The sequence below is a fragment of the Leclercia tamurae genome (genome assembly GCF_025566055.1).
GTDB lineage: Bacteria > Pseudomonadota > Gammaproteobacteria > Enterobacterales > Enterobacteriaceae > Enterobacter > Enterobacter tamurae.
In genome coordinates this window covers 1-23,754 of the sequence record NZ_JAMHKS010000070.1, presented here as the reverse complement: position 1 = coordinate 23,754, position 23,754 = coordinate 1, and the positions used below count along the sequence as shown (strand labels likewise).

Sequence of the window (23,754 nt, the reverse complement as noted above, 5' to 3'; positions counted from 1 at the left end):
ATTTTAACTACTTATCTGACGACGCCTGCCACAGATTGAGCTGCCCGTCAGCCACATGCTGATCGATCCGCTGCAGCTCATCCTCGCTAAAGTGCAGATTATTCAACGCCTGCACGTTCTCCTCCAGCTGCTCTGTCCGGCTGGCACCAATCAATACTGACGTCACGCGATCGTCTTTCAGCAGCCAGCTCAGGGCCATCTGCGCCATCGTCTGACCGCGCGCCTGCGCCATTTCGTTCAGCAAGCGCAGGCTGTTGAGGTTGGCCTCGGTCAGCATGTTTTCGGTCAGGCCGCGCGCCTTTTTACCTTCGCGCTGCATGCGAGAGCCATCAGGAATGCCGTTCAGGTATTTTCCGGTCAGCAGGCCCTGCGCCAGCGGCGTAAAGGCGATACAGCCGGTGCCGTTAGCCTTCAGCGTATCCAGCAGGCCGCTCTTGTCCACCCAGCGGTTAAGCAGGTTGTAAGAAGGCTGATGGATAAGCAGGGGGATCTTCCACTCGCGCAGCAGCTCCGCCATTTTCTGGGTGCGTTCTGGCGAATAGGACGAGATGCCAACGTACAGCGCCTTCCCGCTCTGCACCGCCTGCGCCAGCGCCGAGGCGGTCTCTTCCATCGGCGTATTTTCATCTACCCGGTGCGAGTAGAAGATATCCACATACTCCAGCCCCATCCGCTTCAGGCTCTGGTCGAGACTGGCGAGCAGATACTTGCGCGAACCACCCGCACCGTACGGACCCGGCCACATGTCATAGCCCGCTTTGGTGGAGATAATCAGCTCGTCGCGATACGCCGCGAAATCATCCCGTAGCAGGCGGCCAAAATTTTCCTCCGCACTGCCCGCCGGTGGGCCATAGTTATTGGCGAGATCAAAGTGGGTGATGCCGCAGTCAAAGGCTTTTCGCAGCAGGGCGCGCTGCGAGTCGAGAGCCTGAACGTGGCCAAAACTGTGCCACAAACCGAGCGACAGGGCGGGTAAACGCAGGCCGCTTTTTCCACAGTACCGGTACTGCATATTCTCGTAGCGTTCAGGGGAAGCGTTCCAGGGCATGATGTCTCCTTTCAAGGTTTTTGATTTTCGAAACAGCGTTTCTATTCTAACCTTACTCAGTGCACAATTCATGGAGATATGCGATGACGCGTATGACCGCCAAAGACTTTCCTCAGGAATTGCTCGACTACTACGATTATTACGCTCACGGCAAAATCAACAAACGTGAGTTCCTCAATCTGGCTGCCCGCTATGCCGTCGGCGGCGTGACGGCGCTGGCACTGTTCAATATGCTTAAACCGAATTACGCCCTCGCCGAGCAGGTGAAGTTCACCGATCCCGATATTTTGCCTGAATACATTACCTATCCTTCGCCAGACGGTCATGGCCAGGTGCGTGGCTATCTGGTGAAACCCGCCCACGCTACCGGCAAAGTTCCGGCGGTGGTGGTGGTGCACGAAAACCGCGGCCTCAACCCTTACATCGAGGATGTGGCGCGTCGGGTGGCGAAAGCAGGATACATCGCGCTGGCGCCGGATGGCTTAAGCTCGGTGGGGGGGTATCCCGGCAACGATGAGGAGGGGAAAGTCCTGCAGCAGAAGGTCGATCCGACGAAGCTGATGAACGACTTCTTTGCCGCGGTCGGGTTTATGCAGAAACATCCGGACGCCACGGGCAAGGTGGGGATCACCGGCTTCTGCTATGGCGGTGGGGTCTCTAACGCCGCAGCGGTGGCCTGGCCAGAGCTGGCCTGCGCCGTGCCGTTTTATGGCCGACAGGCTCCGACAGCCGACGTCGCCAAAATTAAGGCCCCGTTGCTGCTGCACTATGCGGAAAACGACAAGAATGTTAACGAGGGATGGCCTGCCTATGAAGCCGCGTTGAAAGCGAACGGCAAGGTGTATGAGGCCTGGATCTACCCTGGCGTAAACCACGGGTTCCACAACGATTCAACCCCGCGTTACGACGAACCCGCTGCCGAATTAGCCTGGAAACGAACCCTGGGATGGTTTGAGAAGTATTTGAGCTAACAAAAATGCCCGGCAGCCTGAGGCTGCCGGGCAGGCGTGGTCATCAGAAGCTGTAGCTCATACCTGCCTGAACACTGGCGTCGTTTTCGACATCGCCTGTGCCATAGTAAATGCCGGTATTCACCGAGAAGTTGTGCGCGATAGTGGCATTCACGCCCGCACCAAACATTCCCATGCTGTTGTTATGACCTTCAGTGTTGTGATAATCCGCTGCCTGGATATCGGTATCATCGCTGAACTCTTTCTGCATGCGGACATCCAGCCATGGCATGATCGCCACGTTTTTGTTCAGATCGGTCAGGGTGGTGGTCAGACGCAGACCCGCACCGCCGTTCCACGAAGAGACCTGGCTGTCAGCAAAGGTCACTTCTCTGTCGGAGAAGCCGTTAGCTTTGGTCTGATCCCAGCCGAGAATGGCGTACGGTTGCAGCACGGTTTCGCCCGGCAGCAGTACGTTCACCCCGGTACGGGCCTGGGCCATATACAGGCTACCGTCTGTGGAGCCGTGCAGCGCTTCGGTCATGCCGCTGGTGTCGCCGGTGACGTTGTGGGCGGAGAGGGAGTAGCGCATATCGCCATAGCTGAAGCTGGCGTCGGCGAACATTCCCCACTGACGACCGTTCAGCGCCTGCTGCCAGCCGCCGTACAGGCTGTAGTAGTTACCATAGACGGTGTCCTTGAAGCTGTCCGGGCCGTTGTCGGTATCTTCAACGCGGCTGCGGGTCCAGGCCAGCGCCACGCCTCCGGTTACGCTGTCCCCGTTAGCGAGGTAAGCCGTCCAGTCAACGCCGCCCTGCGCACCCTGAGTGATGCTCTTGTAATCCACATCGTTGCTGAAGTTACCGTTCTGATAGAGGAAATCGCCCCACAGCTGAGCCCCTTCCTGCCGATCGCCCATCAGGCCAGCAAAGTGCAGGCGATCCAGATGGCTGGTGATGTCATCGGTGACCTGATGGCCCGCCTGTTCGGCCGCATCCAGGCCGGCAATCATCCCCTGGACATCGCTGGCCAGTGCGCCGCGTGAGCTGCTAAAGACAATATTCCAGTTCTGGCTACTATCAGCGGTGAGCAGGCTCTGCGGCGCCGTATCAGCAGCCACAATGCTCAGGTCATTGTTGTAGTTGTAGGCTGCGCTGCGGTTTTCAACCTGCTGCTGACCGTTGCTGAAGATAGCATTGGCGGCCGTTTGCGGCGTGGTGGTTGCCGTCGTGGTGGTAAAGGTTCCCAGCACGATGTTTTGCTGATTGATCGCCGAAGTGGTGATGTTATTGACCACCACAGCGTTACGGGAGCCGGTAATCTGGCCGAAGTTAACCCTGCTGTCAGTGCTCATGTTCACTTCGGCATTGCTGCCGGTCGTGGCGGCGGTCAGGGTAGAGCCGTTCTGCAGACTCCAGGTGGTGGAGTCGTTAATGGTGTCGAGGGTGATGCTGTTATCGCTGGTGGTATTTACGGTTTCAAACTGATTAATTTGCCCGGAAATAGAGCTACCTGCATCCATCGACAGGGTATCGGTACCGTCCCCGCCGGTAACATTGCCGGTGACGTGGGAATCATTCACCAGGACCACGGTGTCATTGCCTGCGCCGGTCGTAATATTGCCGTCAACGTTGGCGCCGTTTTGCAGGGTGACGGTGGTATCGCCACTGTTCTGGCTGGCGTTCAGATCGCCATTGATGGTGCTGTTATCCACCAGAAGGGTATTGGTGGAGTTACCGCTCAGCGTAACGTTGCCGTTCACGACGCTGTTATTGGTGAACGACAGGTCGGTCTGGCCTTTTTCGTTAATGACGCCGATGTCGCCGGTCACGGTGCTGTTATTCAGTGCCAGCGTATCCTGAGTGGTGCCATACAGGGCCACGGCCAGGTCGCTAAAGGCATCAACGTTGATATCCTGGAAAGGTTTGTACTGACTCAGGCTTTCAACGATGGTATCGAGATTTTGCGCCATCTGGCTGTTGGTCGCATCCACGCTGGCGTTAGTCAGGGTAAGGGAGGTGTCTGATTTGTCGCTACCGACGTAGATGCCACCGTTATCCATGATGCTGTCGCTCATGGCGATAGTTTGGGTACCCTGGCCGGCGCTGATAATACTGCCATGCAGGGCGCTGCCGTTGCTGATATCCACATCGTGGTAGCCCGCATCGAGCGGATCGAGATAGATGGCGGCCCCCATCATATAATCTTTGTCTCGCTGATAGGTTCCGTCGCTGTTCTGGCCGTTCAGGGTGGAGTCATTGACGTTGATGGTGGTGTTGGTGGTCTTAAGTGCAGAACCTGCTTCGATCATATCCACCTTGGCATTGTTGGTGACGTTAATATTCACCGTACCGCCATTGCTTCCCTGAATATAATGACCTGACATGTCAGAGCCTGTAACGGTCAGGGTCTGCGTATCTCCCGCTTCACGGTGGCCATCCATATAAATATTGGACGCCGTTTCATTCGCCATTACCGCATCAGTGACGCCCGGGTCCTGATAGAAGCTGCCGTCTTTATATTCTGACAGGCCGCAGGTCTGGGTGGTGTCACCATTCTGGCAAGCGGGGGCATCGGTAGCACCTGCCTGAGCAGCAAACGACGCAAGTGACAGTAATACACATTGTGACAACAAGGTCCTTTTCATTGAAATACGCATTTTTTCATCTCTTATAACCGGATCAAAGTGAGCTCTTTTTAAATGAAATTTGCGTAATTAAGAACTTTCCCAAGGGAAAAGGGTGTAATGAAATTTGAAGTGATATCAAGCGATTAAATGGTCATTTTAATAAAGGGCGCTAATTGATTTTTTTAAATACATCCATTCTATGAATGTTGCAGTTTTATTAACGTACTAAAAGTAAGACTTTTCTTGTAGAAAAAGGACTATTCCTTGCTGATAAAAAACAGCCGCCTAATCCTTTGGAGTTATGAGGGTAATGAATGGAGAATGTGATTTACATTTGTAAATTGTATGAAATCTAATAACACGTTATTTGAAGGGGTATTTGCCCCAGCGTGATTATCATTTCCCGGTCCGGTAAACAGAAATGAAAAGGTTTATAAAATTAACCGATAAAAGGTATTGCTTTGCATTTTATTGCCGATAACGAGGGTAATACTCGCCCTCCAGGCGATATCTCCCCCATGGCAAGGAAATAACTATGCACGTGTTTCGTAATTTCACTATCCGGTTCGTCATGCTGACGATTCTGGGGATTTTCTGTTTAATGTGGGCGGCAGCCGGGCTCTACAGCTCCTGGGCACTTTCACGCGTGGCTGATGGCAATGAGGTTGTTCGCCAGCTGGTCAAACAGATGACGGTGCTTAGCCAGGGTAACGATCAGTACTTCCGCTTCGTCACCCGCCTGACCCGGGCGATGGACGTGCAGGCGGCAGGTGGTACGGCAGATCTCACCGCCGTACAGCAGGCGCTGGAGACGATGAGCAGCAAGCTCGATGAGATGAAAGCCATGTCTCCGGGGCCGATGGATGCGCAGATCTCCTCCCAGGTAATTGCCAACTGGCAGGCGCTGCTGGAGAACGGCGTAAAGCCCCAGTTCCAGCTGGCGCAGCAGGGCAATCTCGACGCTTATCGTCAGCAGGCGAACAACGTTACCCCGCCGCTGAGCCGCGCCTTTGGCGAAAGTGCCGGGCAGTTCAATAAAGCCGCCGACAGCATTCTCGACAGCACCCGCGTGACGGTGGACGGCATGACCAGCACCACCCGCACGGTGATCATTACCGCAACAATTATGGGCCTGCTGATCCTGCTGTTCGCCGATCGCTACCTGGTCGCGATGCTGGTGAAACCCCTGGATCAGATCCGCCATCATTTTCGTCAGATTGCCCAGGGCGATCTCAGCCAGCCGATCGTTCCCTTTGGCCGTAACTGCGTGGGCCAGCTGGTGCCGCTGCTGACGGCGATGCAGGACAGCCTGCGCGAAGCGGTAAGCACTATCCGCGCCGGCAGCGAGAATATCTGGCGCGGTGCCACGGAGATCTCCACCGGTAATAACGATCTCTCGTCGCGTACAGAAGAGCAGGCTGCCGCCCTGGAAGAGACGGCGGCCAGCATGGAGCAGCTCACCGCCACGGTGAAGCTGAATGCCGACAACGCCCGCCAGGCCAGCGAGCTGGCGGATGTGGCCTCAGTCACCGCCAGCCGTGGCGGGGTGCTGGTGGAGAATGTGGTCAACACCATGACCGGGATCTCCGTCAGCTCGAAGAAAATCGCGGAGATCACCAGCGTCATTAACAGCATCGCCTTCCAGACCAATATCCTGGCCCTCAACGCGGCAGTGGAAGCGGCGCGAGCGGGCGAGCAGGGGCGTGGCTTTGCGGTGGTGGCGGGGGAGGTGCGTAATCTCGCCAGCCGCAGCGCCAGTGCGGCAAAAGAGATCGAAGGGCTGATCGCCGACTCCGTCTCCCGCGTGGCGGAAGGGGCCCGGCTGGTGAACGATACCGGCACCACCATGGAGGCGGTGCTGCGGGACATTACCGGCGTGACCACCATCATAAAGCAGATTGCCGCCGCCTCGGAAGAGCAGAGCAAAGGCATTTCGCAGGTGGGAGTGGCCATCACCCAGATGGACGGTGTGACCCAGCAGAACGCCTCCCTGGTGGAGCAGGTGTCGGCTGCGGCCTCCGCCCTGGAACGTCAGACCGAGGAGCTGCAACGCTCGGTGCAGAAGTTCCGTCTGGCGAGCTAGCGGCGGGCGAGCTGTACGTCGCTGATCAATTGGGTCACCTGCGACAGGTGACCAATTTTCACTTCGCTGGAACGCTGGAACTTGCTCCTGTCGATCAGCAGCAGCGACTGGCTGGCGCGGCTGAGCAGCTGCGACTTAAACCCGGCGCTGTGCGGGGTGGGATCCCACATCACACCCTGCTCATCCACCCCTTCGCACGAAAAAATAAACAGGTCGATCTCCAGCGCCTTCAGCTGCGTCACCAGGGCCGGGTTCACATAGCAACGATATTTGCGCTCCAGCGTCCCGCCCGAACAGATCAGGGTGATGCGTTCGCGCTTCGCCATTTCATGGCAGATCGGCAGACTGTTAGTAAACACCGTCAGGGCGATATCCGGCAGCTGTCGTGCCAGATGAAAGCAGGTTGAGCTGGCATCCAGGGCCAGGGTCATCCCCTCGCTGACCCAGTCAAGGGCGTGGCGGGCAATGTCGGCTTTATCCGCGTAATGGCTTTTTAGCCGCGCGCCAAAGGGTTCCCCGCCGTCGCGGTGGTCCGGGTGGATCGCCCGCGCCCGGCCGTGATGGCGCACAATCTTGCCCTGCTGCTGAAGCTGTTTCAGATCGCGACGAATCGTCTCTTTGCTGACGTTAAGCTCCGCGGCAAGCGCATCCGTCGTCAGCCAGTCGGACGCCGCCAGCAGGCGGATAAGATCCTGATGACGGGTGCTTTTCATGGATGCGTTCCGCTGCGGGAGTGGGAGATCAGCGTCTGGCCAATCGCCACGCCATTCTTACCGGTGTGCTTAATCTGATACATCGACCGATCGGCGCGGCGCAATGCATTGACGAAATCATCCTGCTCCTGCACTTCATCGATCCCCACCGAGGCGCCCACCTGCGCCTGGCCGTTATCCAGCTCGAACGGCGTCAGGGCTGCATTCAGACACTGTTGCGCGGTGCTGCTCACCAGCAGACTGGTGAGCGGGAAGGGCAGGAGCAGGACAAACTCGTCCCCACCCAGACGCCCGACCACAACCCCCGGCGGGCAGGTGTCGCGCAGACGCTGGCTGAGCTGGATCAGCAGCTCATCGCCGCTGCGGTGACCAAAGGTGTCGTTCACCGTTTTAAAATCATCCAGATCGATAAAGGCAATGCACAGCGGGCCCTGGGCTTTGAGCTGCGCGAAGTGGGTGATCAGCGCATGGCGATTCGCCAGGCCGGTGAGCGGGTCGTGATTCGCCAGCAGGGCGAGCTGCTCCTCGTACTGTTTCTCTTTGGTCATGTCGATGTGCGTGCCAGTGACCTTCAGCGGGTTTCCTTGCTCATCCCATTCGGTGACGCGGCCGCGATCCAGCACCCAGGTGACGGTGCCGTTTTTGTGCTGCATGCGGTGCAGCGCTTCGTAGAAGGGGGTTTTGCCGTGCAGATGATCGTAAAAGGCGTCGAGCACGCTCTGTTTGTCATCGGGATGCAGATGTTCGCGCCAGATCTCAAACTGCGCGCTGAGCTCTTTGGGCTGATAGCCCAGCATGGAGCCCCAGCGGCGGTTATAGATAATCAGCTTCCCGGTGGGAACGTCGAGCTGCCATAAACAGAGACCTGTTCCGTCGAGCGCAGCACTGAGCTTGCTGCGGGCGTCGCGCGCCAGCCTGGCAAGCCGGGCATTATGCTTTTTGAGAATCTGAATCTGATGTTCCAGCGCCTTTTCTGACATGCGAATAATCTGAAGAAAGAAATTATTGATGCCAGTTTACCGGATGGTTGTAAATATGCTGTTGAAAAAAGAGAGGGATTTGCTGTGTGCTGTGATGACGGCACAGGCAGAGTCATTTTGCCCGGCAAGCGTAGCGCCGCCGGGCAATGGGTCAGCACATTAACCCTGACGTTTGTCTTCGGTATTGGTATCAAAATCGCTCGCCGCATGACGCTCATGCAGCTGCTCGTTCAGCTCGCCGTTGGTGCGATTGACGATACGCCCGCGCTTCACTGCCGGACGGCTGGCAACATCCTTCGCCCAGCGCTGGACGTTCTTGTAGCTCTCGGCGTCGAGGAACTCCGCCGCGCCATAGACCTGGCCGAGCGCCACGCTGCCGAACCACGGCCAGATGGCGATATCCGCGATGCTGTACTCTTCTCCCGCCACATAGCGACCGCGCGCCAGCTGCTTATCCAGCACGTCGAACAGGCGTTTGGCTTCCATGGTGAAGCGGTCAATCGCGTACTCAATTTTCACCGGCGCATAGTGATAGAAGTGGCCGAAACCGCCGCCGAGGAACGGGGCGGAGCCCTGCAGCCAGAACAGCCAGTTCAGGGTTTCCACCCGGCCAGCCGGATCTTTTGGCAGGAAGTGGCCGAATTTCTCCGCCAGATAGAGCAGGATATTGCCCGATTCAAACACCCGGGTTGGCGGCGTGGTGGAGTGGTCGCGCAGGGCCGGAATTTTGGAATTGGGGTTCACCTCAACAAAGCCGCTGGAGAACTGATCCCCCTCGCCGATGCGGATCAGCCAGGCGTCATATTCCGCCCCGGTCACGCCCAACGCCAGCAGCTCTTCCAGCATGATTGTTACCTTCTGGCCATTTGGCGTGCCCAGGGAGTAGAGCTGCAGCGGATGCGAACCCACCGGCAGTTCTTTGTCATGGGTGGCGCCTGAGATCGGACGGTTGATGCTGGCGAACGCGCCGCCGTTGGGGTTTTGCTTCCATTCCCAGACTTTCGCTGGCTGGTAGTTGTTGTCGGACATGTTGATCTGCCTTTTTGGGATGTGTTGAGGCAGTTTAGCAGGCATTCCGTGAACGGTTTAACGAACTGAGCGCATAAGCATATGCACTATTCCTTCTGGCGCTTATATATATAAATTCCGCATAAGCTTAATCAAAAATGGCATTTTCATTGTTAATGCGAAAGGGCTTAAAGCTGAATATGATGCGCAAACAGATATCTGTAAAAAATAAAAATGAGCAGTTAAAAAAACTTTCAAGGCAAGGAGTTAGTGAGATATGCGTAAGCCATTAGTATCTGCTGTTCTGGTCGCGCTGGCGCTGGTTGCCGCGGGCTGTGATGATGCCAAAAATAAAGAGACCGCGTCGGCCCCGGCAGCCAAAAGCGATACGCCGAAAGAGGGCGGTTCACTGATTATCGGCATTACTTCAGGCGACCCGCTGGCGGTTAACCCATTATATGCCAGTGACCGCACCACCCTGACGATCATGCAGGCGCTTTATGCCCCGCTCTACAGCTTTAACGATGGCAAAATCGAATGGGGTCTGGCCGAAAGCCTGACGCCATCCACCGATAACCTCAGCTACACCCTGACCTTAAAACCGAATCTGAAATGGCAGGACGGCCAGCCGCTGACCGCCGACGACGTGGTGTTCACCTTCAATAAGCTGCTGGAGGAGAAACAGCACAGTTTCTTCCGCAGTATGTTCACCTTCGGCGGCAAGCCGGTGGCGGTGAGCAAGGTGGACGATCGCACCGTGAAGTTCACCCTCCCACAGGTGAGTGCCGCCTTTACCGGCACCCTGGTGCAGATCTACCCGATCCCGCAGCACGTCTTCGCCAATGAAGCCGATCTGGAAAAGAGCACCAAAAACGATGCGCCGGTAGGTTCCGGGCCGTTCAAATTTAAAGAGTACCGCGCCGGGCAGTATTACGCTCTGACCCGCTTTGACGACTACTGGAACGGCAAAGCGAAGCTCGACTCCGTGACCTACCGTTTCGCCAAAGACAGCAACTCCGCCAACCTCGCGCTGCAAAACGGCGAGATCAACCTCAAGATGGTCGATCCGCAGGATGTGTCGCGCCTGAAGAATACCGGCAAGTTTGATTTCGTGGTCTACCCGGAAGGGCGTCTGGCCTACATGACCTTTAACCAGAACGTACCGGTGATGAAGAGCAAGGAGCTGCGCCAGGCCATCGCGTACGCCATTAATAAGGACGAGCTGACCCAGACCGCGTTCACCTCGCTGGATTACGCCAAACCGGCGACCTCTTTCCTGACGCCGGATACGCTCTACCAGAGCAACGACGTTGAGCAGTACAGGTTCGACCAGCAGAAAGCCAAAGATCTGCTGAAGGCTTCCGGCGCACCGACAAACCTTAAACTGCGTCTGGCCTACGTGAACACCAACAAAACACAGGAGAGCCAGGCGCTCTACATCCAGCAGGCGTTGAAGGGCATTGGCGTGAACGTGGAGCTGATGCCGCTCGACTCCAACGCCATGTCCCAGCGCAGCCTCGACATGAACAACACCGCCTGGGAGCTGAACCTCGGCGGCTACATCATGGGCGCCGAGCCGGATGGCTACAAATCGCTGTTCATGAGCAACGAAGCCTATAACTACGCCCACTATAAAAACCCGCAGTTCGATGCCCTGTGGGATAAAGGCGCTGTCGAAACCGACACTGGCAAACGCGCTGAGATCTACAAGCAGATCCAGCAGACCGTGGCCAACGACATGACCTACTATCCGATCGCCTACACCAACGCCACCGTGGCCGTGGATAAACGCTTTGGCGGCACCCAGGAAGCGGAACCGAAGCCGGTGTATCTGTTCCAGGACCTGTCAAAAATCTACCAAAAATAAGCTGTCGCCCCGGTCAACCGATCGGGGCTCTTTGTTGGGTAAGTCGTAAGGGCATGTCGTGAACACATTACTGATGCGTCGGCTGCTGCAACTGGTGCCGATGCTGTTCTTTATCTCGCTGGTAGCATTTTTGCTGGTCAAACTCGCCCCGGGCGATCCGGTGGCGGCGTACATCACCCCGCGCATGGCACCAGAGGACATCGAGCGTATTCGCCAGAGTCTGGGCCTGGATAAGCCGCTGGTGACGCAATATTTTCTGTGGCTGAAAAACATTCTGCAGGGCGATCTGGGCTATTCGCTGATCTACCACCGCCCGGTGCTGGTGATGATTGGCGAGCGCATTCCGGCCACCCTTGGGCTGATGGGGGCCTCGCTGCTGATGGCGATTATTCTCGCTATTCCGCTGGGGCTGCTGGCCGGAGCCTTTAAGCACCGCTGGCTGGATCATGTCCTGAACCTGTTCGCCTATATTGGCATCTCGGTGCCGATTTTCTGGTTTGGCATCCTGTTGATCACCGTCTTTGCCGTGCAACTCAACTGGTTCCCCAGCATGGGGATGCGCACCATCGGCATGGAAGACAACTGGCTGGACGTGGTGCGCCACGGCGTGCTGCCGTGCATTGCGCTCACCTTCTATAACCTCTCCAGCTACGTGCGCTACATCCGCTCCAATACCATTTCGCAGCTCTCGGCTGACTACGTGCAGACCCAGCTGGCCTATGGAGCCACCCGTTCCAGCATCCTGTTCCGCCATGTGCTGAAAAACGTGCTCCTGCCGGTGATCACCCTGTTTGGCCTGTCGTTTGGCGAGCTGGTTGTCGGAGCCTATGTTACCGAGAGCGTCTTCTCCTGGCCGGGGATGGGGCTGCTGGGGATCCAGTCGATCACCTCCCTCGACTACCCGCTGATTATGGCGATCATCATGCTCTCGTCGCTGATGCTGATCGTCGGCAACCTGATCGCCGACCTGTTATATCGCTTCGCCGATCCCCGCATACGTACCCTGAGGTAACCCCGGATGAGCAGACGCTGGCAACAGGTTCGTCACCAGCTGCGCCGCAATCGTCCGGCGCAGTTCTCGCTTTTTGTCCTCTTTATTTTTGTCGTCGCCGCGCTCTGTGCGGGGCTGAGCCCGTACGATCCGGATCAGATGTCGCTGGGCGCGCGCACCCTGCCGCCCGATGGTGCCCACTGGTTTGGCACCGACGAGTACGGACGCGACTACTTTACCCGCGCCCTGTACGGCGGGCAGATCTCGCTGATGGTCGGCTGTCTGGCAATGGTCTTTTCAACCCTGATCGGCACCATCGTCGGCACGGTGAGCGGCTACTTCGGCGGCTGGCTCGATAACCTGATGATGCGCGCGGTGGATATCCTGATGGCAATCCCGGCCTTCTTCCTGCTGCTGGTGCTCAACGCCTACCTGAAGCCCGGCGTGGATAACATCATCATGATCATCAGCCTGCTGACGTGGATGAACATGTCCCGGCTGGTGCGGGCCGAAACGCTCTCCGTTAAAGAGCGCGAGTATGTGCTCTATGCCCGCGCCTCCGGGGAGCACCCGCTGCGGATCATCCTGCGCCATATCATCCCCGGCGTGCTGCCGACCATTATCGTCGCCGCCACCCTGAATATCGCCTCGGCCATTCTGATGGAGTCGACCCTCAGCTTCCTCGGGCTTGGGGTGCAGGCGCCTGCCGCCTCCTGGGGCAGTATGCTCAATAACGCCCAGTCCTGGATCGGGGAGGCCTCCTGGCTGGCGATGTTCCCCGGCATTCTGATTTTGCTGACGGTGTTCAGTTTTAACGTGTTAGGCGACGTGTTCCGCACCGCCTTTGAGCCGGGAGCGAACCGCGATGAATAACTTACTTGAACTCGACAACCTGCAAACCACCTTCCGCACCCGCGATGGCGATGTCCACGCGGTGCGCGGGGTGAGCTTCCACGTTCAGCCGGGCGAGCTGGTGGGTATCGTCGGGGAGTCCGGCTGCGGCAAGAGCGTCACCTGCAAATCCATTATCCAGCTGCTGGGCAGCAACGGGCGCATCACCGGGGGGCAGATCCGTTTCGACAATGACGATCTGGCGCAGAAAACCCCGGAACAGATGCGCGCCATTCGCGGGAATCAGATCGCGATGATTTTTCAGGATCCGATGACCGCGCTTAACCCGGTGGTGACCATCGGCAGGCAGATGTCCGAGATCCTGATGCGTAATAAAGGCCTGAATAAAAAAGCGGCCCGCGCGGCGAGCATCGCCATGCTGGAGCAGGTGGGCATTGCCGAAGCGGAGCGCCGTTACGACCAGTACCCGCACGAGTTCAGCGGCGGGATGCGTCAGCGGGTGATGATCGCCATCGCGCTCTCCTGCGATCCCAAACTGCTGATCGCCGATGAACCGACCACCGCGCTGGACGTCACCATTCAGGCGCAGATCCTGCGGCTGTTAAAAAGTTTGCAGCAGAAAACCCACACCGCCATCCTGCTGATCACCCACGATCTGGGCGTCGTAGCCCAGGTGTGCAGCCGGGTAGTGGTGATGTACGGCGGGCTGGTCATGGAGGAGGGCAGCGTGGAGGATATCTTTTATCGTCCGGCACACCCTTACACCCAGGGGCTGCTGGCGTCCCTGCCGCACCCGGAACAGACCAGCCATCGCCTGTCGCCTATCGAAGGATCGCCTCCGGGCCTGCTCAATCCGCCCCCGGGCTGCCCGTTTGCCGAACGCTGTCCGCATCGGATGCCCCAGTGCGAGCGTCAGCCCGCGTTTTACCGCCCCGAACCGGGGCATCGCGCGGCCTGCTGGCTGCTGGCCGATAAGGAGATTCAGGCATGAGCGAACACCATTCCCCGCTGGTGAGCGTGCGGGACCTGCATAAGCACTTCACTCTCAACGGCGGTCTGCTGCGTAAAGGGGGGGCGGTGAAAGCGGTGGACGGCGTCAGCTTTGATATCCGCCAGGGGGAGACCTTTGGCCTGGTGGGCGAGTCTGGCTGCGGCAAATCGACCCTCGGGCGCGCCATTCTGCGGCTGTTTGATATCACCTCTGGCGAGATTGATTTTGCCGGACAGGCGATCGCCCAGGCCAGCGAAAAGCAGCTCAAGCCGCTGCGCAAGCGGATGCAGGCCATTTTCCAGGACCCGTATTCATCGCTGAACCCCGGAATGACCGTCCAGCAGCTGGTGGCAGAGCCGATGCAGATCCACGGTTACAGCCGCGAGGAGCAGCGGGAGCGTACTGAAACCCTGCTCTATAAAGTGGGGCTTAAGCAGGAACATCTCCAGCGCTTCCCGCATGAGTTCAGCGGCGGCCAGCGCCAGCGCATCAGCATTGCCCGGGCGCTGTCGGTGCGCCCGGAGTTTGTGCTGTGCGATGAGCCGCTGTCGGCGCTGGATGTCTCGGTGCAGGCGCAGGTGGTGAACATCCTTCAGGATCTGCAGCAGGAGCTGGGGCTAACCTACCTGTTTATCGCCCACGATCTGTCGATGGTGCGCCACATCTCGACCCGTATCGGGGTGATGTACCTCGGCAAGCTGGTGGAGGTGGCACCTTCTGACACCCTGTATCAGCATCCGGCGCACCCTTATACCCGGGCCCTGTTAGCCTCGGTACCGCAGCCCGATCCGCGGATCCGCAATCTGGAGCAGGCGACCTTACGCGGGGAGATCCCCGGCCCGACCTCCGTGCTGCCGGGCTGTAAGTTCTGCAGCCGTTGCCCGCACGTGATGCCGGTATGTCGACGCGAAACCCCCGCGATGCAGGAGATCGCCCCCGGTCATTTGGCTGCATGTTGGTTGTTTAAGGTTTGAGGGTAATGTGCCAACAAACGCCGGGTGGCGGCTTCGCCTTACCCGGCTTACAAAACCTGGTCTCAAATATTATGTACGACTGAATGCGTAATCTGGCGCTGATGCCAGCGCCCGAGAACCAGCACCGTTGTGAGCGCCCCGAGCAGGGCGCAGAACATATCGGATTGGGTATCCCACTGATCGCCCTGGGTACCGAGGAAGTCATCCGCGCCCTGGCCCATCGCCAGTGCCGCCCACCACTCGATCAGCTCGTAGGTGGCGCTGATCGCCAGCGCAATACAGCACACCACAAAGGCCGTCATTTTGCGGCCATTGATGTAGCCGCCGCGGACCAGGATCTCCCGGGCCGCCAGCGCAGGCACCAGCCCCTGGAAAAAGTGCCCCAGCTTGTCGTACGGGTTACGGCTCAGGTGGAACATCTCCTGTACGTCAAAGCCGATGGGCACTTTGGCGTAGGTGTACATTCCGCCCACCATCAGGATGATGGCGTGCCAGAAGATCAGCGCGTAGAGCAGAGGTGTCAGCGGGTAGCGCCGTTGGGTGGCAAGCAGCAGCGGCACGATGATGATGACCGGCGTCACCTCCATCAGCCAGGTGATGCGGTCCGAGGTATAGAGACCGGTATAAATCAGGATCAGCAGCAGAAGCAGCGCGCCGACCTTCAATCCAGAGGAGAGTGCAGTTTGCGTCATGTGAGTTAACTGTTGAGTAAAAACAGACACTATCGACCGACGCGGCGAAAAATACAATGTTTGCCAGCAGAGCATAAAAAAACGGGGCCATTCGCGGCCCCGATGATCATTCATAACAATCAGAACGACTTGCGTAAACGCAGACTGAAGGTGTGCGCCTGGTAGCGGTCGCCGGCCTGCAGATCGTAACGCGCGTCGAGACTAAGATCGTTGGCGTCATACAGGGTGGTGCCCACAGCCACGCCCGCCATATCCTCCACCGGAGAGGCCCCTTTGGTGATAAAGCTGGTTTCACCGATAGCATCGGCGGCGTAGGTCGCATGGCTGCTGACCTGACGGTTATCGTACTGGTGGATCCAGGAGACCTGGGCGAACGGCGTCAGGTTACCCAGACCGGTGGCGAAGCTCTTCTCGATGCGGACACCGATATCGCTCATGACAGACTGCGCATGGGTGCTGCTGACATCCAGCGCCATACCGTTGCCGCCGGTTTCACTGTAGCCATCCACATGCTGATAGCCATAGGTCAGGCCCGCCAGCGGGGTCAGCACCACGTCAGCCGGCAGGGCGATTGGATAGCCCAGTTCGCTTTGCAGGGTGATGGACTGACCGTTGAACTTGCCGTGAGCAGTGCCGGAGAAGCCGGTGAAATCAGCGCGACGCACGGAGCTGTAGTTCTGACGGTTGAGACCCGCAGAGAGGTTCAGGTACCACGGATTGCCAGTGTAACCCGCGTAACCAATCACCCCGTAGTTATCGGCGGTGGAGTTGTTGCCGCTCAGGTTGTCTTTGCCGTGGACGGAGGTGTTGCTGTAGTTCAGGGCTGCCCCCAGACGCCAGTTGTCACCCAGTGCACGGTCAGCACCGATAATCAGGCCGCCAAATTTCGCGGTGTAGCCACTGACGTTGTCGGTGCTGTCCTGGCGAGCATAACCGCCGAACGGCTGACCCCAGACGATCCAGTTGTTGGCGTAGTCGTCGCCGGTGGCCACACCGCTGGTGCCGGAGGCCTGCGGGTTACGCACGGCATCGATGTGAGCACCCACTACTGCCTGAGCGGTAGAGGTAGCAACGGTGGCCGCGGAGCTGGTATTGAGGTTCTGGCTGGTAGAGAGACGCTCGCCAGCACGGTTCGCTTCCTGTTTACCTTCGATCGCCAGCGAGGCGTTATACAGATCCAACAGCTGCGGAGACGAGATACCGGAGTAGTGCGCGAGCCCGCCCAGTGCCGCCGTGGCGCTCGGGATGGTGGCATAACCCCGTTTGGTCGGCTGAGCAGGCGCAGGTTCCGCTGGCGCAGGCTGCGTCGGCGTTGGCACCGTGACAACCGGGGGGGTGACCTCGGGTTCAGTCACTACCGGCGGCGTGACGTCTGGCGTTGGCTCAGGCTGAGGCTCTACCGGATCGGGGATCACCGGTTCTGCACCCAGGGTTAACACCAGGGCCTTGCTTTCAGCCTCTTCATAGACGCTGCCATTGACGGTACCGCGATAGCCGAGGGCTTTGTAATTCAGCTGGCCGGCGTGGTAGTCGGTCTCTGTGCCTGCGGCATTGATCACCACATAACGCTGGCCTTCGGCGAACTGGTAAGTGCTGCCGGTACGCAACAGATTAACGCTGGAACCCGCATCGATAGTGGCATTGCCGCTGACGTTGAGGCGGCCATAGCCGGTATCGGCAAGCAGGTCGCCGTTAGCAGTTGCCAGATCGGAGACACCGGAAATCAGCGTTGCGGCCGCTTTCTGATGATAATCCCCGGCGATATTGATGCTGTTGTTCACCTGCAGGGAGGCCGCTTCGTTCACCACGGTGACGTTTGACACAGGCTTTTCATCGCTCATCTGGAGTGACATCAGGCCGTATTCAGGCAGGCTGGTAACGATATTATCGTTCAGCAGCAGCGAGCCGGTGTTGAATACCACGTCGGAGCCCATGATAGTGCCAGTCGCGCCATCGATGCCGCTCAGCGTGCCCGTGGTGGTGGTGCCGCCATTGATGATTAATCTTGTCGCATTTAAGGCGTCAATATTACCGGCAATATCGCCCGTGTTGGTCAGGGTCACGCCATCGCTGTTATTGCTCCCGACCATCAGAGCATAATTACCGCCGGTTAACAGGCCATTGTTAACGATCAAGCCAGAGGGACCATAACTATAGATTGCGACGTAATTTCCGGTAATTTGGCCGTTATTTTCAATGGAACCGACGGTGCCATAGTTAATGATACCGGCGAAGCTGCCATTAATCTTATTATCATTGACGAGGGTAGTAATGTTGCCCTGGTTAGAGATCCCGGAACGGCCGTAATTATCAGACGTCCCCCCGTCAATCGAACCGGTATTATGCAACGTGCCAATCGTACCCATGTTAAAAATGGCACCGTTATGGCCAATGTAGTTGTTATTCTCAGCATCCGTGGCACCGATAAGGCCCGTATTGATTAAGTTATCAATGGTTCCCTGATTACTGATGCCGAGGGAGCCGAGGATCTTGCCATCAGCGGTATTGTTTAAGGTATGAATTGTCCCGGCATTGTTGAGCGTGCCGGTGTTGTAATTACCGCTATAGTAATTATTCGAATTTCCCTTAATGGTGCCGGTGTTGGTTAAGGTATTCACCACCCCGGAAGTACCCACCGCAAACACGCTGTTAATCTGGTTTTCATTAACGCTGGCAATGGTGCCGTTATTATTAAGCTGATCGACCGTTCCATCTATCTGAACAAGATTGTTACTTAAAAATAAAGGCATACCATTCTGATCGTTAATAACGCCATCATTGGTAAGCGTTGTTACAGTCACCCCCGCATTTACCGCCAGGGCAGAAACTGGCATGCCAGTCACAAATCCATTCTGGGTGATATGCACTACTTCTTTAGCGTCGGCAATCTGCACGTTGCTTGTCGGGGTATCGATAATTAACTCAGGAGATGTGGCGTAGGCCTGGGCGGTCGTTGATGCCACCAGCAGAGAGATCAGCTGGCTAAGACGTTTCTTTTCCATGGTGTACCATCATAACGTTGCGATGTTTATGCAAAATGCAGTTGTGATTTCTTCGGATTAATCCGATATCTTCGGGCGCAGAATATACAATTCGTTGCCGAAAACAATAAGCGATGCTTAATTATTTCCGGTTGAATTTATTTCACATATTTGGTCATGTTGATAATTTGAGTTAAGGTTGGTGCGGTATGAGGATATATCCTCACTTTTTGCAGGGAACCGTATTGATTAGTTTATCTTTATTATTGGTAGGATGTATTATCGCCGATCCGCACCGCTCTGCGCAAAAAATAGCCAGTGAGAGTGGTCTGATCAGTGAGGAATTTGACACAGATCCGTTCCCGATTGTGACATGGCAGCGAATCGCCCCTCCGGTTCATTCCCTGCGGGTCTACATCGAAGGGGATGGCTTTGCCTGGAAGAGCCGCACAACGCCCTCTGATGATCCGACCCCGCGTAATCCGACCGGTCTGAAGTTGGCTGCGGCGGATAAGCAGGCAAATGTGTTTTACCTTGCCCGACCCTGCCAGTTCATCGGGCCGCCGCTACCGGCCGCCTGCCGCGTAAATGTCTGGACGCAGGATCGTTTCTCACCGGCGGTTATTGATGCAATGAACGAGGCGCTCAGCCAGATAGTGCTGCGCTATCCGGGGGTGAAAATCGATCTGGTTGGCTACTCCGGGGGTGGCAATATCGCCGCGCTGCTGGCGGAACGCCGGGATGATGTGCGCTCCCTGCGCACGGTGGCAGGCAATCTCGATGTTGCGTATGTCAATGCCCTGCATCATGTTACCCCGATGCCCGCAGCCCGCAGCGCTATCGTTCTCGCTGCTGCACTGCGTGACCTGCCGCAGATCCATTACAGTGGCGACGCCGACACCACCGTGCCACCCGCTGTCGCCCGACGTTTTCAACAGGCGGTGGGGGGGAGGTGTGTGCGAACGGAGATGGTCAGCGGGATGGGGCATGGCTCGGACTGGGCGGCAGTCTGGCCGCGATTGCTGGCGCAGGGTATGCCGGACTGCTGAGGGGTGATCAACATTGAATGACTTCAGGACCGAACAATGAAAAAGAAAGAGTTTGTGACTCAGGATCTGCTAAGCAAAATCTATCAGGACACCACGGCGGGGCCACGCAAACTTCCTCCTGAACGGCAGCTGGCCGAAGAGTATGGCGTGTCGCGTTTCACTATCCGCCAGGCGCTGGAGAAACTGGTCAGCATTGGCGTGGTGCGGATCGTGCAGGGCTCGGGGATCTGGATCAACGAGCATGCGCGCAATAATCCGCTGATCTACAACTCGATCACCGAGAAGCGATTCGATCAGATGCGCTACCGGATGATTAGCCTGCATAAGAGAAGGCCCGATCGCGCGGCGCAGCAGATTTTTGGTATCGATGAAGAGAGTTTTATCTGGCACTTTTGCCGTCTGCGCTACGTCGATGACCAGCCCGTACAGCTGGAAGTATCCAGCATGCCGGTTGCCGATTTCCCCGACCTCAATCAGCAGGCGATTGAGCGCTCCATTCAGCAGTACGTATTAAGCAAAGGATTGATCATTTCCCATATGCTGACCACCTATCGGGCAGTCAGCGTCAGCCGTGAGCAGGCGGTAATACTGGGCTGCAAAAAAGGCAGCCCGGCAATGCATATTAATAATCGCGGAATACTGGAGGGGGGCCGGGTTTTTGAGGTGAGCGATATTATCGATATCAACTACACCTGCACCTGGGTCAGCCCCTATAACCGCGATAATTTAGCCTGGCGACAAAATCAGGGCGTATGAATCGTCCCGTCCGGCAGGCGGCTCTGCGTCCACTCGTGTGGGCGATAGGCCACCGGATGCGCCAGAGCCAGCTCTTCATTAAAGCCTGTACCGATGCCGGGCGCGGTCGGGGGATAGATAAACCCGTCCTTCACCTCAGGCGCGCCGGGGAAGACGCCGTCGGTGGCCGTGGAACGCGGAATAAACTCCTGAATGGCCGCATTGTGCAGGTGAATGTTCAGGTGCGTATTCACCGCCACGCCGATGGGGGTCATATCCCCGGGGCCATGCCAGGCGAGACGCACGCCGAAGGCCTGACACAGGTGCGCCAGTTTTAATGCTGGCGTAATGCCGCCGATCTGCGAGATGTGGCAGCGAATAAAGTCGATGCGACGATTGACGATCAGGTCGTGCCATTCAGCCGGGTTATTGAAAAGCTCGCCCATCGCCAGCGGCACGCAGCTCTGCTGGCGAACCTGTTCCAGCCAGGCACTTTGCTGTGGCGGCAGAATATCTTCGATAAAGTAGGGCTGGTACGGCTCAAGTTGTTTTGCCAGCTGCACGGCCTGCTGCGGGAAGAGACGCTCGTGGACATCATGTAAGAAATGGAGCTTCCAGCCATATTTTTCGCGCAGGACGCGGAACATCTCCACGGTATTCGCCATGTATTCATGCTGATCGAACCAGGCACCCGCGGTCGGATTTTCCGGGGCATGTAGCGCCGACGGCGTGCCGCCATAAAAACCGAGCTGACAACGGATATGACGATAGCCTTGCGCCACCAGTTTATCGACGGAGGCAAAGAGTTCCTCCAGCGTCTCGCCGCTGGCGTGGCTGTAAGCCGGGATCGCGTCGCGGGATTTTCCACCCAACAATTGGTACAGCGGCATACCGGCCAGCTGCCCTTTAATATCCCACAGGGCCATGTCCACGCCGGAAATGGCGTTATTCATCGCCGGACCATTACGCCAGTAGGCGTTAACGTTCATCATCTGCCACAGATCTTCGATGTTACTGGCATCCCGGCCGATCAGCAGCGGCTTGAGATACTCATCCACCAGGGTTTTAACCGCCAGCGGGCGCTGCTGGAAGGTGGCACAGCCGTGTCCGACGGGGCCATGCTCCGTGGTTACGCGAACGGTCACCAGATTATGTCGGTCCGGGCGGGTAATAAAGCACTCGATATTAGTGATGATCACAGGCGTCACGAAAAACTCCTTTGCTGCTCTGTGGAAATAGGAAATGGGAATATCATCGCCCTAAAAATGTTTGCCGGTAAACCATTTTTTTATTATTTATTTTGGTCAGTTATTTGATTCTATTTTAATTAAAAACCGTACCAATTTTGGTTTGTTAGCTGTTTTGTGGCTCCTTGGGTAGCTAAGTGTGAGCGATATCAACTTTTATTGGTTTGTTTTGTAGGGTGGGTTTATCTATTCTCGTGGCATCAATAAAACAACAACCCTACCGGCAGGAGTCTTTATGGGGACGCAAGAAGCCATCAATAATATTATTCGTCTGGTCGGCGGCCAGGGGAATATTAATAAAGTCTGGCACTGTATGACGCGGCTACGGTTTGATTTAATCGACGATAATAAAGTTGACCAGGCTGCGATCAAAAATCTGCCTGGGGTGCTGGGCGCACAACTGCAGAGCGATCAGTTTCAGGTGATCATTGGACCGAAGGTGAACAGCTGGTACGAGCAAATGCTTGATGTGCTCGGCCAGGGCGCTGATAAATCGCCGACGGCAACAAAAGGGCGTAAAAGTCTGGTCTCCCTCTTTATGGATACCGTCTCGGGCGTTTTTGGTCCGATTGTCCCGGCCATTGCCGGTGCCGGGATGATAAAAGGATTGCTCGCCGGGCTGATCGCATTGAAGGTGGTCTCGGCGAACAGCGATACCGTCATGGTTATCGACCTGATTGCCAGCGGCGTCTTCTATTTCCTGCCGTTCTTCTTGGCTGTGTCGGCGGCGAAGATCTTCAGGACCAATGAATATCTCGCCGCGGCGGTTGCCGCCTGTCTGATGTATCCCTCCTTAATAGAAGCAGCGAAAGCCCTGGCGACGCATCAGGAAGGAGCGGTCAGTGCCATCTGGTTAATGAATGCGATCCCGGTATCCGTCTTTAACTATTCTTCGAGCGTCATTCCGGTAATCTTCTCGGTACTGGCATTAAGCTATATCCATCGCTGGGTAGACAGCATCATGCCCGATGTCCTGAAAACCGTCTTCACGCCGACGCTCACCCTCTTTATAGGTGCCCTGGCGGCGCTGGTGGTGATCGGCCCGATTGGTATCTGGCTGGGTAAAGGACTCGCCTTCTTTATAGAAGGACTGTTTAGTGTGTCGGCCAGCTTTGCCGGGCTGGTGGTCGGTGCCATCCGACCGGTGGCGATCCTGACCGGGATGCACCATGCGATGACGCCGATCGCCTTGCAGAACTTCAGTGACCGTGGCTACGATATGCTGATGCCGATGATGTTTATGGCCAATATGGCGATTGCGGGGGCGACATTTGCTATCTGGCGTCTGAGCCGGGACCGTCAGGAGAAGACCGTTACGCTGTCGGCAGGCATCTCTGCGCTGCTGGGCATTACCGAACCGGCACTCTTTGGTGTCCTGACGCGCTATAAGAAAGCTTTTATCGCCGCCACGGTGGCCAGCTCGCTGGCTTCAGCCTTTATTGCTTTCTTCGGCGTGCGTCTTTATGGCTACATTCTGTCGAGCATCTTCAGTTTGCCTGCTTATATCGGCCCGTATTTTGTTTTTGCTCTGGCGGGGGTAGCGATATCGCTGGTGCTTTCCTTTACGTTAACCACCATCCTGGTAGGAAAAGAGCAAGCCGCAGAGTGATTTTGACCCCGTCTTAGAGGGCGTGCTGCAGAGAATATCAGCCAGTTTGTGGATAACTCTGTGGGCAAATGCGTATAAGGCGGGGTTTTGCTGGGGAATGCAGCAGTCAGTCATTTTTCTGTCATTTAAGGGTTGCGGCCCCGGGAGAACTCCCTATAATGCGCCTCCATCGACACGGAACAACGGATTACAAGCCGCCGGGTCAGCAGAGAAAAGCGTGAAATTATCGCTTGACTCTGAAAGAGGAAAGCGTAATATACGCCACCTCGCAACGGTGAGCGAAAGCCGCGTTGCACTGCTCTTTAACAATTTATCAGACAATCTGTGTGGGCACTCAAAGTGACATGGATTCTTA

At 56.8% G+C, this 23,754-nt stretch carries 18 protein-coding genes; 10 read left to right on the top strand and 8 right to left on the bottom strand.

Going from position 1 to position 23,754, the window contains the following annotated elements:
* Positions 1-7: 7 nt before the first annotated feature.
* Positions 8-1,048, bottom strand: coding sequence for an aldo/keto reductase (locus tag M8318_RS07930; RefSeq protein WP_262661846.1), 1,041 nt, complete (start codon positions 1,046-1,048; stop codon positions 8-10).
* 83 nt (positions 1,049-1,131) lie between these two features.
* Between M8318_RS07930 and yghX the strand changes: the two genes are divergently transcribed.
* Complete coding sequence (gene yghX, locus M8318_RS07925) at positions 1,132-2,019, top strand: YghX family hydrolase (protein ID WP_166183998.1); 888 nt, start codon at positions 1,132-1,134, stop codon at positions 2,017-2,019.
* A 43-nt stretch (positions 2,020-2,062) separates the two neighbouring features.
* Here the strand turns inward: yghX and M8318_RS07920 are convergent, their stop codons facing one another.
* Positions 2,063-4,633, bottom strand: coding sequence for an autotransporter outer membrane beta-barrel domain-containing protein (locus M8318_RS07920; protein WP_262661845.1), 2,571 nt, complete (start codon positions 4,631-4,633; stop codon positions 2,063-2,065).
* 529 nt (positions 4,634-5,162) lie between these two features.
* Between M8318_RS07920 and M8318_RS07915 the strand changes: the two genes are divergently transcribed.
* Complete coding sequence (locus tag M8318_RS07915) at positions 5,163-6,710, top strand: methyl-accepting chemotaxis protein (protein ID WP_262661843.1); 1,548 nt, start codon at positions 5,163-5,165, stop codon at positions 6,708-6,710.
* Here the strand turns inward: M8318_RS07915 and fucR are convergent.
* The 3 genes from fucR to yghU form a co-directional block, all read right to left on the bottom strand.
* Positions 6,707-7,423, bottom strand: coding sequence for an L-fucose operon activator (gene fucR, locus M8318_RS07910; protein ID WP_262661841.1), 717 nt, complete (start codon positions 7,421-7,423; stop codon positions 6,707-6,709). The genes M8318_RS07915 and fucR overlap by 4 nt on opposite strands.
* Positions 7,420-8,403, bottom strand: coding sequence for a sensor domain-containing diguanylate cyclase (locus M8318_RS07905; RefSeq protein WP_262661840.1), 984 nt, complete (start codon positions 8,401-8,403; stop codon positions 7,420-7,422). The genes fucR and M8318_RS07905 overlap by 4 nt, the downstream gene beginning before the upstream one ends.
* 159 nt (positions 8,404-8,562) lie before the next feature.
* Positions 8,563-9,432 carry a glutathione-dependent disulfide-bond oxidoreductase gene (yghU, locus tag M8318_RS07900; RefSeq protein ID WP_106996087.1) on the bottom strand — a complete coding sequence of 290 codons (870 nt, stop codon included), beginning with the start codon at positions 9,430-9,432 and terminating at the stop codon, positions 8,563-8,565.
* A gap of 256 nt (positions 9,433-9,688) precedes the next feature.
* Here yghU and M8318_RS07895 point away from each other — a divergent pair, with 256 nt between their 5' ends.
* Genes M8318_RS07895 through M8318_RS07875 form a run of 5 tightly spaced genes read left to right on the top strand, consistent with a single transcriptional unit; the run spans position 9,689 to position 15,086 of the window.
* Complete coding sequence (locus M8318_RS07895) at positions 9,689-11,278, top strand: ABC transporter substrate-binding protein (protein ID WP_262661839.1); 1,590 nt, start codon at positions 9,689-9,691, stop codon at positions 11,276-11,278.
* Positions 11,279-11,336: 58 nt separating this feature from the next.
* Entirely contained in the window at positions 11,337-12,290 is a 954-nt protein-coding gene (locus tag M8318_RS07890) for an ABC transporter permease (RefSeq protein ID WP_166183981.1), read from the top strand.
* A 6-nt stretch (positions 12,291-12,296) separates the two neighbouring features.
* Positions 12,297-13,142, top strand: a complete 846-nt coding sequence (locus M8318_RS07885; protein WP_262661837.1) for an ABC transporter permease — start codon at positions 12,297-12,299, stop codon at positions 13,140-13,142.
* The gene (locus tag M8318_RS07880; protein ID WP_262661836.1) at positions 13,135-14,112 is read left to right on the top strand and encodes an ABC transporter ATP-binding protein; all 978 of its coding nucleotides are present in this window, start codon (positions 13,135-13,137) and stop codon (positions 14,110-14,112) included. Before M8318_RS07885 ends, M8318_RS07880 begins: the two co-directional genes overlap by 8 nt.
* Positions 14,109-15,086 carry an ABC transporter ATP-binding protein gene (locus tag M8318_RS07875; RefSeq protein ID WP_262661834.1) on the top strand — a complete coding sequence of 326 codons (978 nt, stop codon included), beginning with the start codon at positions 14,109-14,111 and terminating at the stop codon, positions 15,084-15,086. Before M8318_RS07880 ends, M8318_RS07875 begins: the two co-directional genes overlap by 4 nt.
* A 62-nt stretch (positions 15,087-15,148) precedes the next feature.
* Here the strand turns inward: M8318_RS07875 and M8318_RS07870 are convergent, their stop codons facing one another.
* Together M8318_RS07870 and M8318_RS07865 are read right to left on the bottom strand one after the other, a co-directional pair.
* On the bottom strand, positions 15,149-15,778 hold the full coding sequence (locus M8318_RS07870; RefSeq protein WP_262661833.1) for a DUF2238 domain-containing protein: 630 nt from the start codon (positions 15,776-15,778) through the stop codon (positions 15,149-15,151).
* 119 nt (positions 15,779-15,897) lie between these two features.
* On the bottom strand, positions 15,898-18,780 hold the full coding sequence (locus M8318_RS07865; RefSeq protein WP_262661831.1) for an autotransporter family protein: 2,883 nt from the start codon (positions 18,778-18,780) through the stop codon (positions 15,898-15,900).
* 188 nt (positions 18,781-18,968) lie between these two features.
* Here M8318_RS07865 and M8318_RS07860 point away from each other — a divergent pair, with 188 nt between their 5' ends.
* Together M8318_RS07860 and M8318_RS07855 are read left to right on the top strand one after the other, a co-directional pair.
* Positions 18,969-19,808, top strand: a complete 840-nt coding sequence (locus M8318_RS07860) for an alpha/beta hydrolase (protein ID WP_262661829.1) — start codon at positions 18,969-18,971, stop codon at positions 19,806-19,808.
* Between the two features lie 36 nt (positions 19,809-19,844).
* Complete coding sequence (locus M8318_RS07855) at positions 19,845-20,564, top strand: GntR family transcriptional regulator (RefSeq protein ID WP_106996096.1); 720 nt, start codon at positions 19,845-19,847, stop codon at positions 20,562-20,564.
* Here the strand turns inward: M8318_RS07855 and M8318_RS07850 are convergent.
* The gene (locus M8318_RS07850; protein WP_262661828.1) at positions 20,552-21,751 is read right to left on the bottom strand and encodes an enolase C-terminal domain-like protein; all 1,200 of its coding nucleotides are present in this window, start codon (positions 21,749-21,751) and stop codon (positions 20,552-20,554) included. The two genes, M8318_RS07855 and M8318_RS07850, sit on opposite strands and share 13 nt — an antisense overlap.
* Positions 21,752-22,025: 274 nt before the next feature.
* Between M8318_RS07850 and M8318_RS07845 the strand changes: the two genes are divergently transcribed.
* A complete protein-coding gene (locus M8318_RS07845; RefSeq protein WP_262661827.1) occupies positions 22,026-23,399 on the top strand; it encodes a PTS transporter subunit EIIC in 1,374 nt (457 codons plus the stop codon).
* Positions 23,400-23,754: the final 355 nt, after the last annotated feature.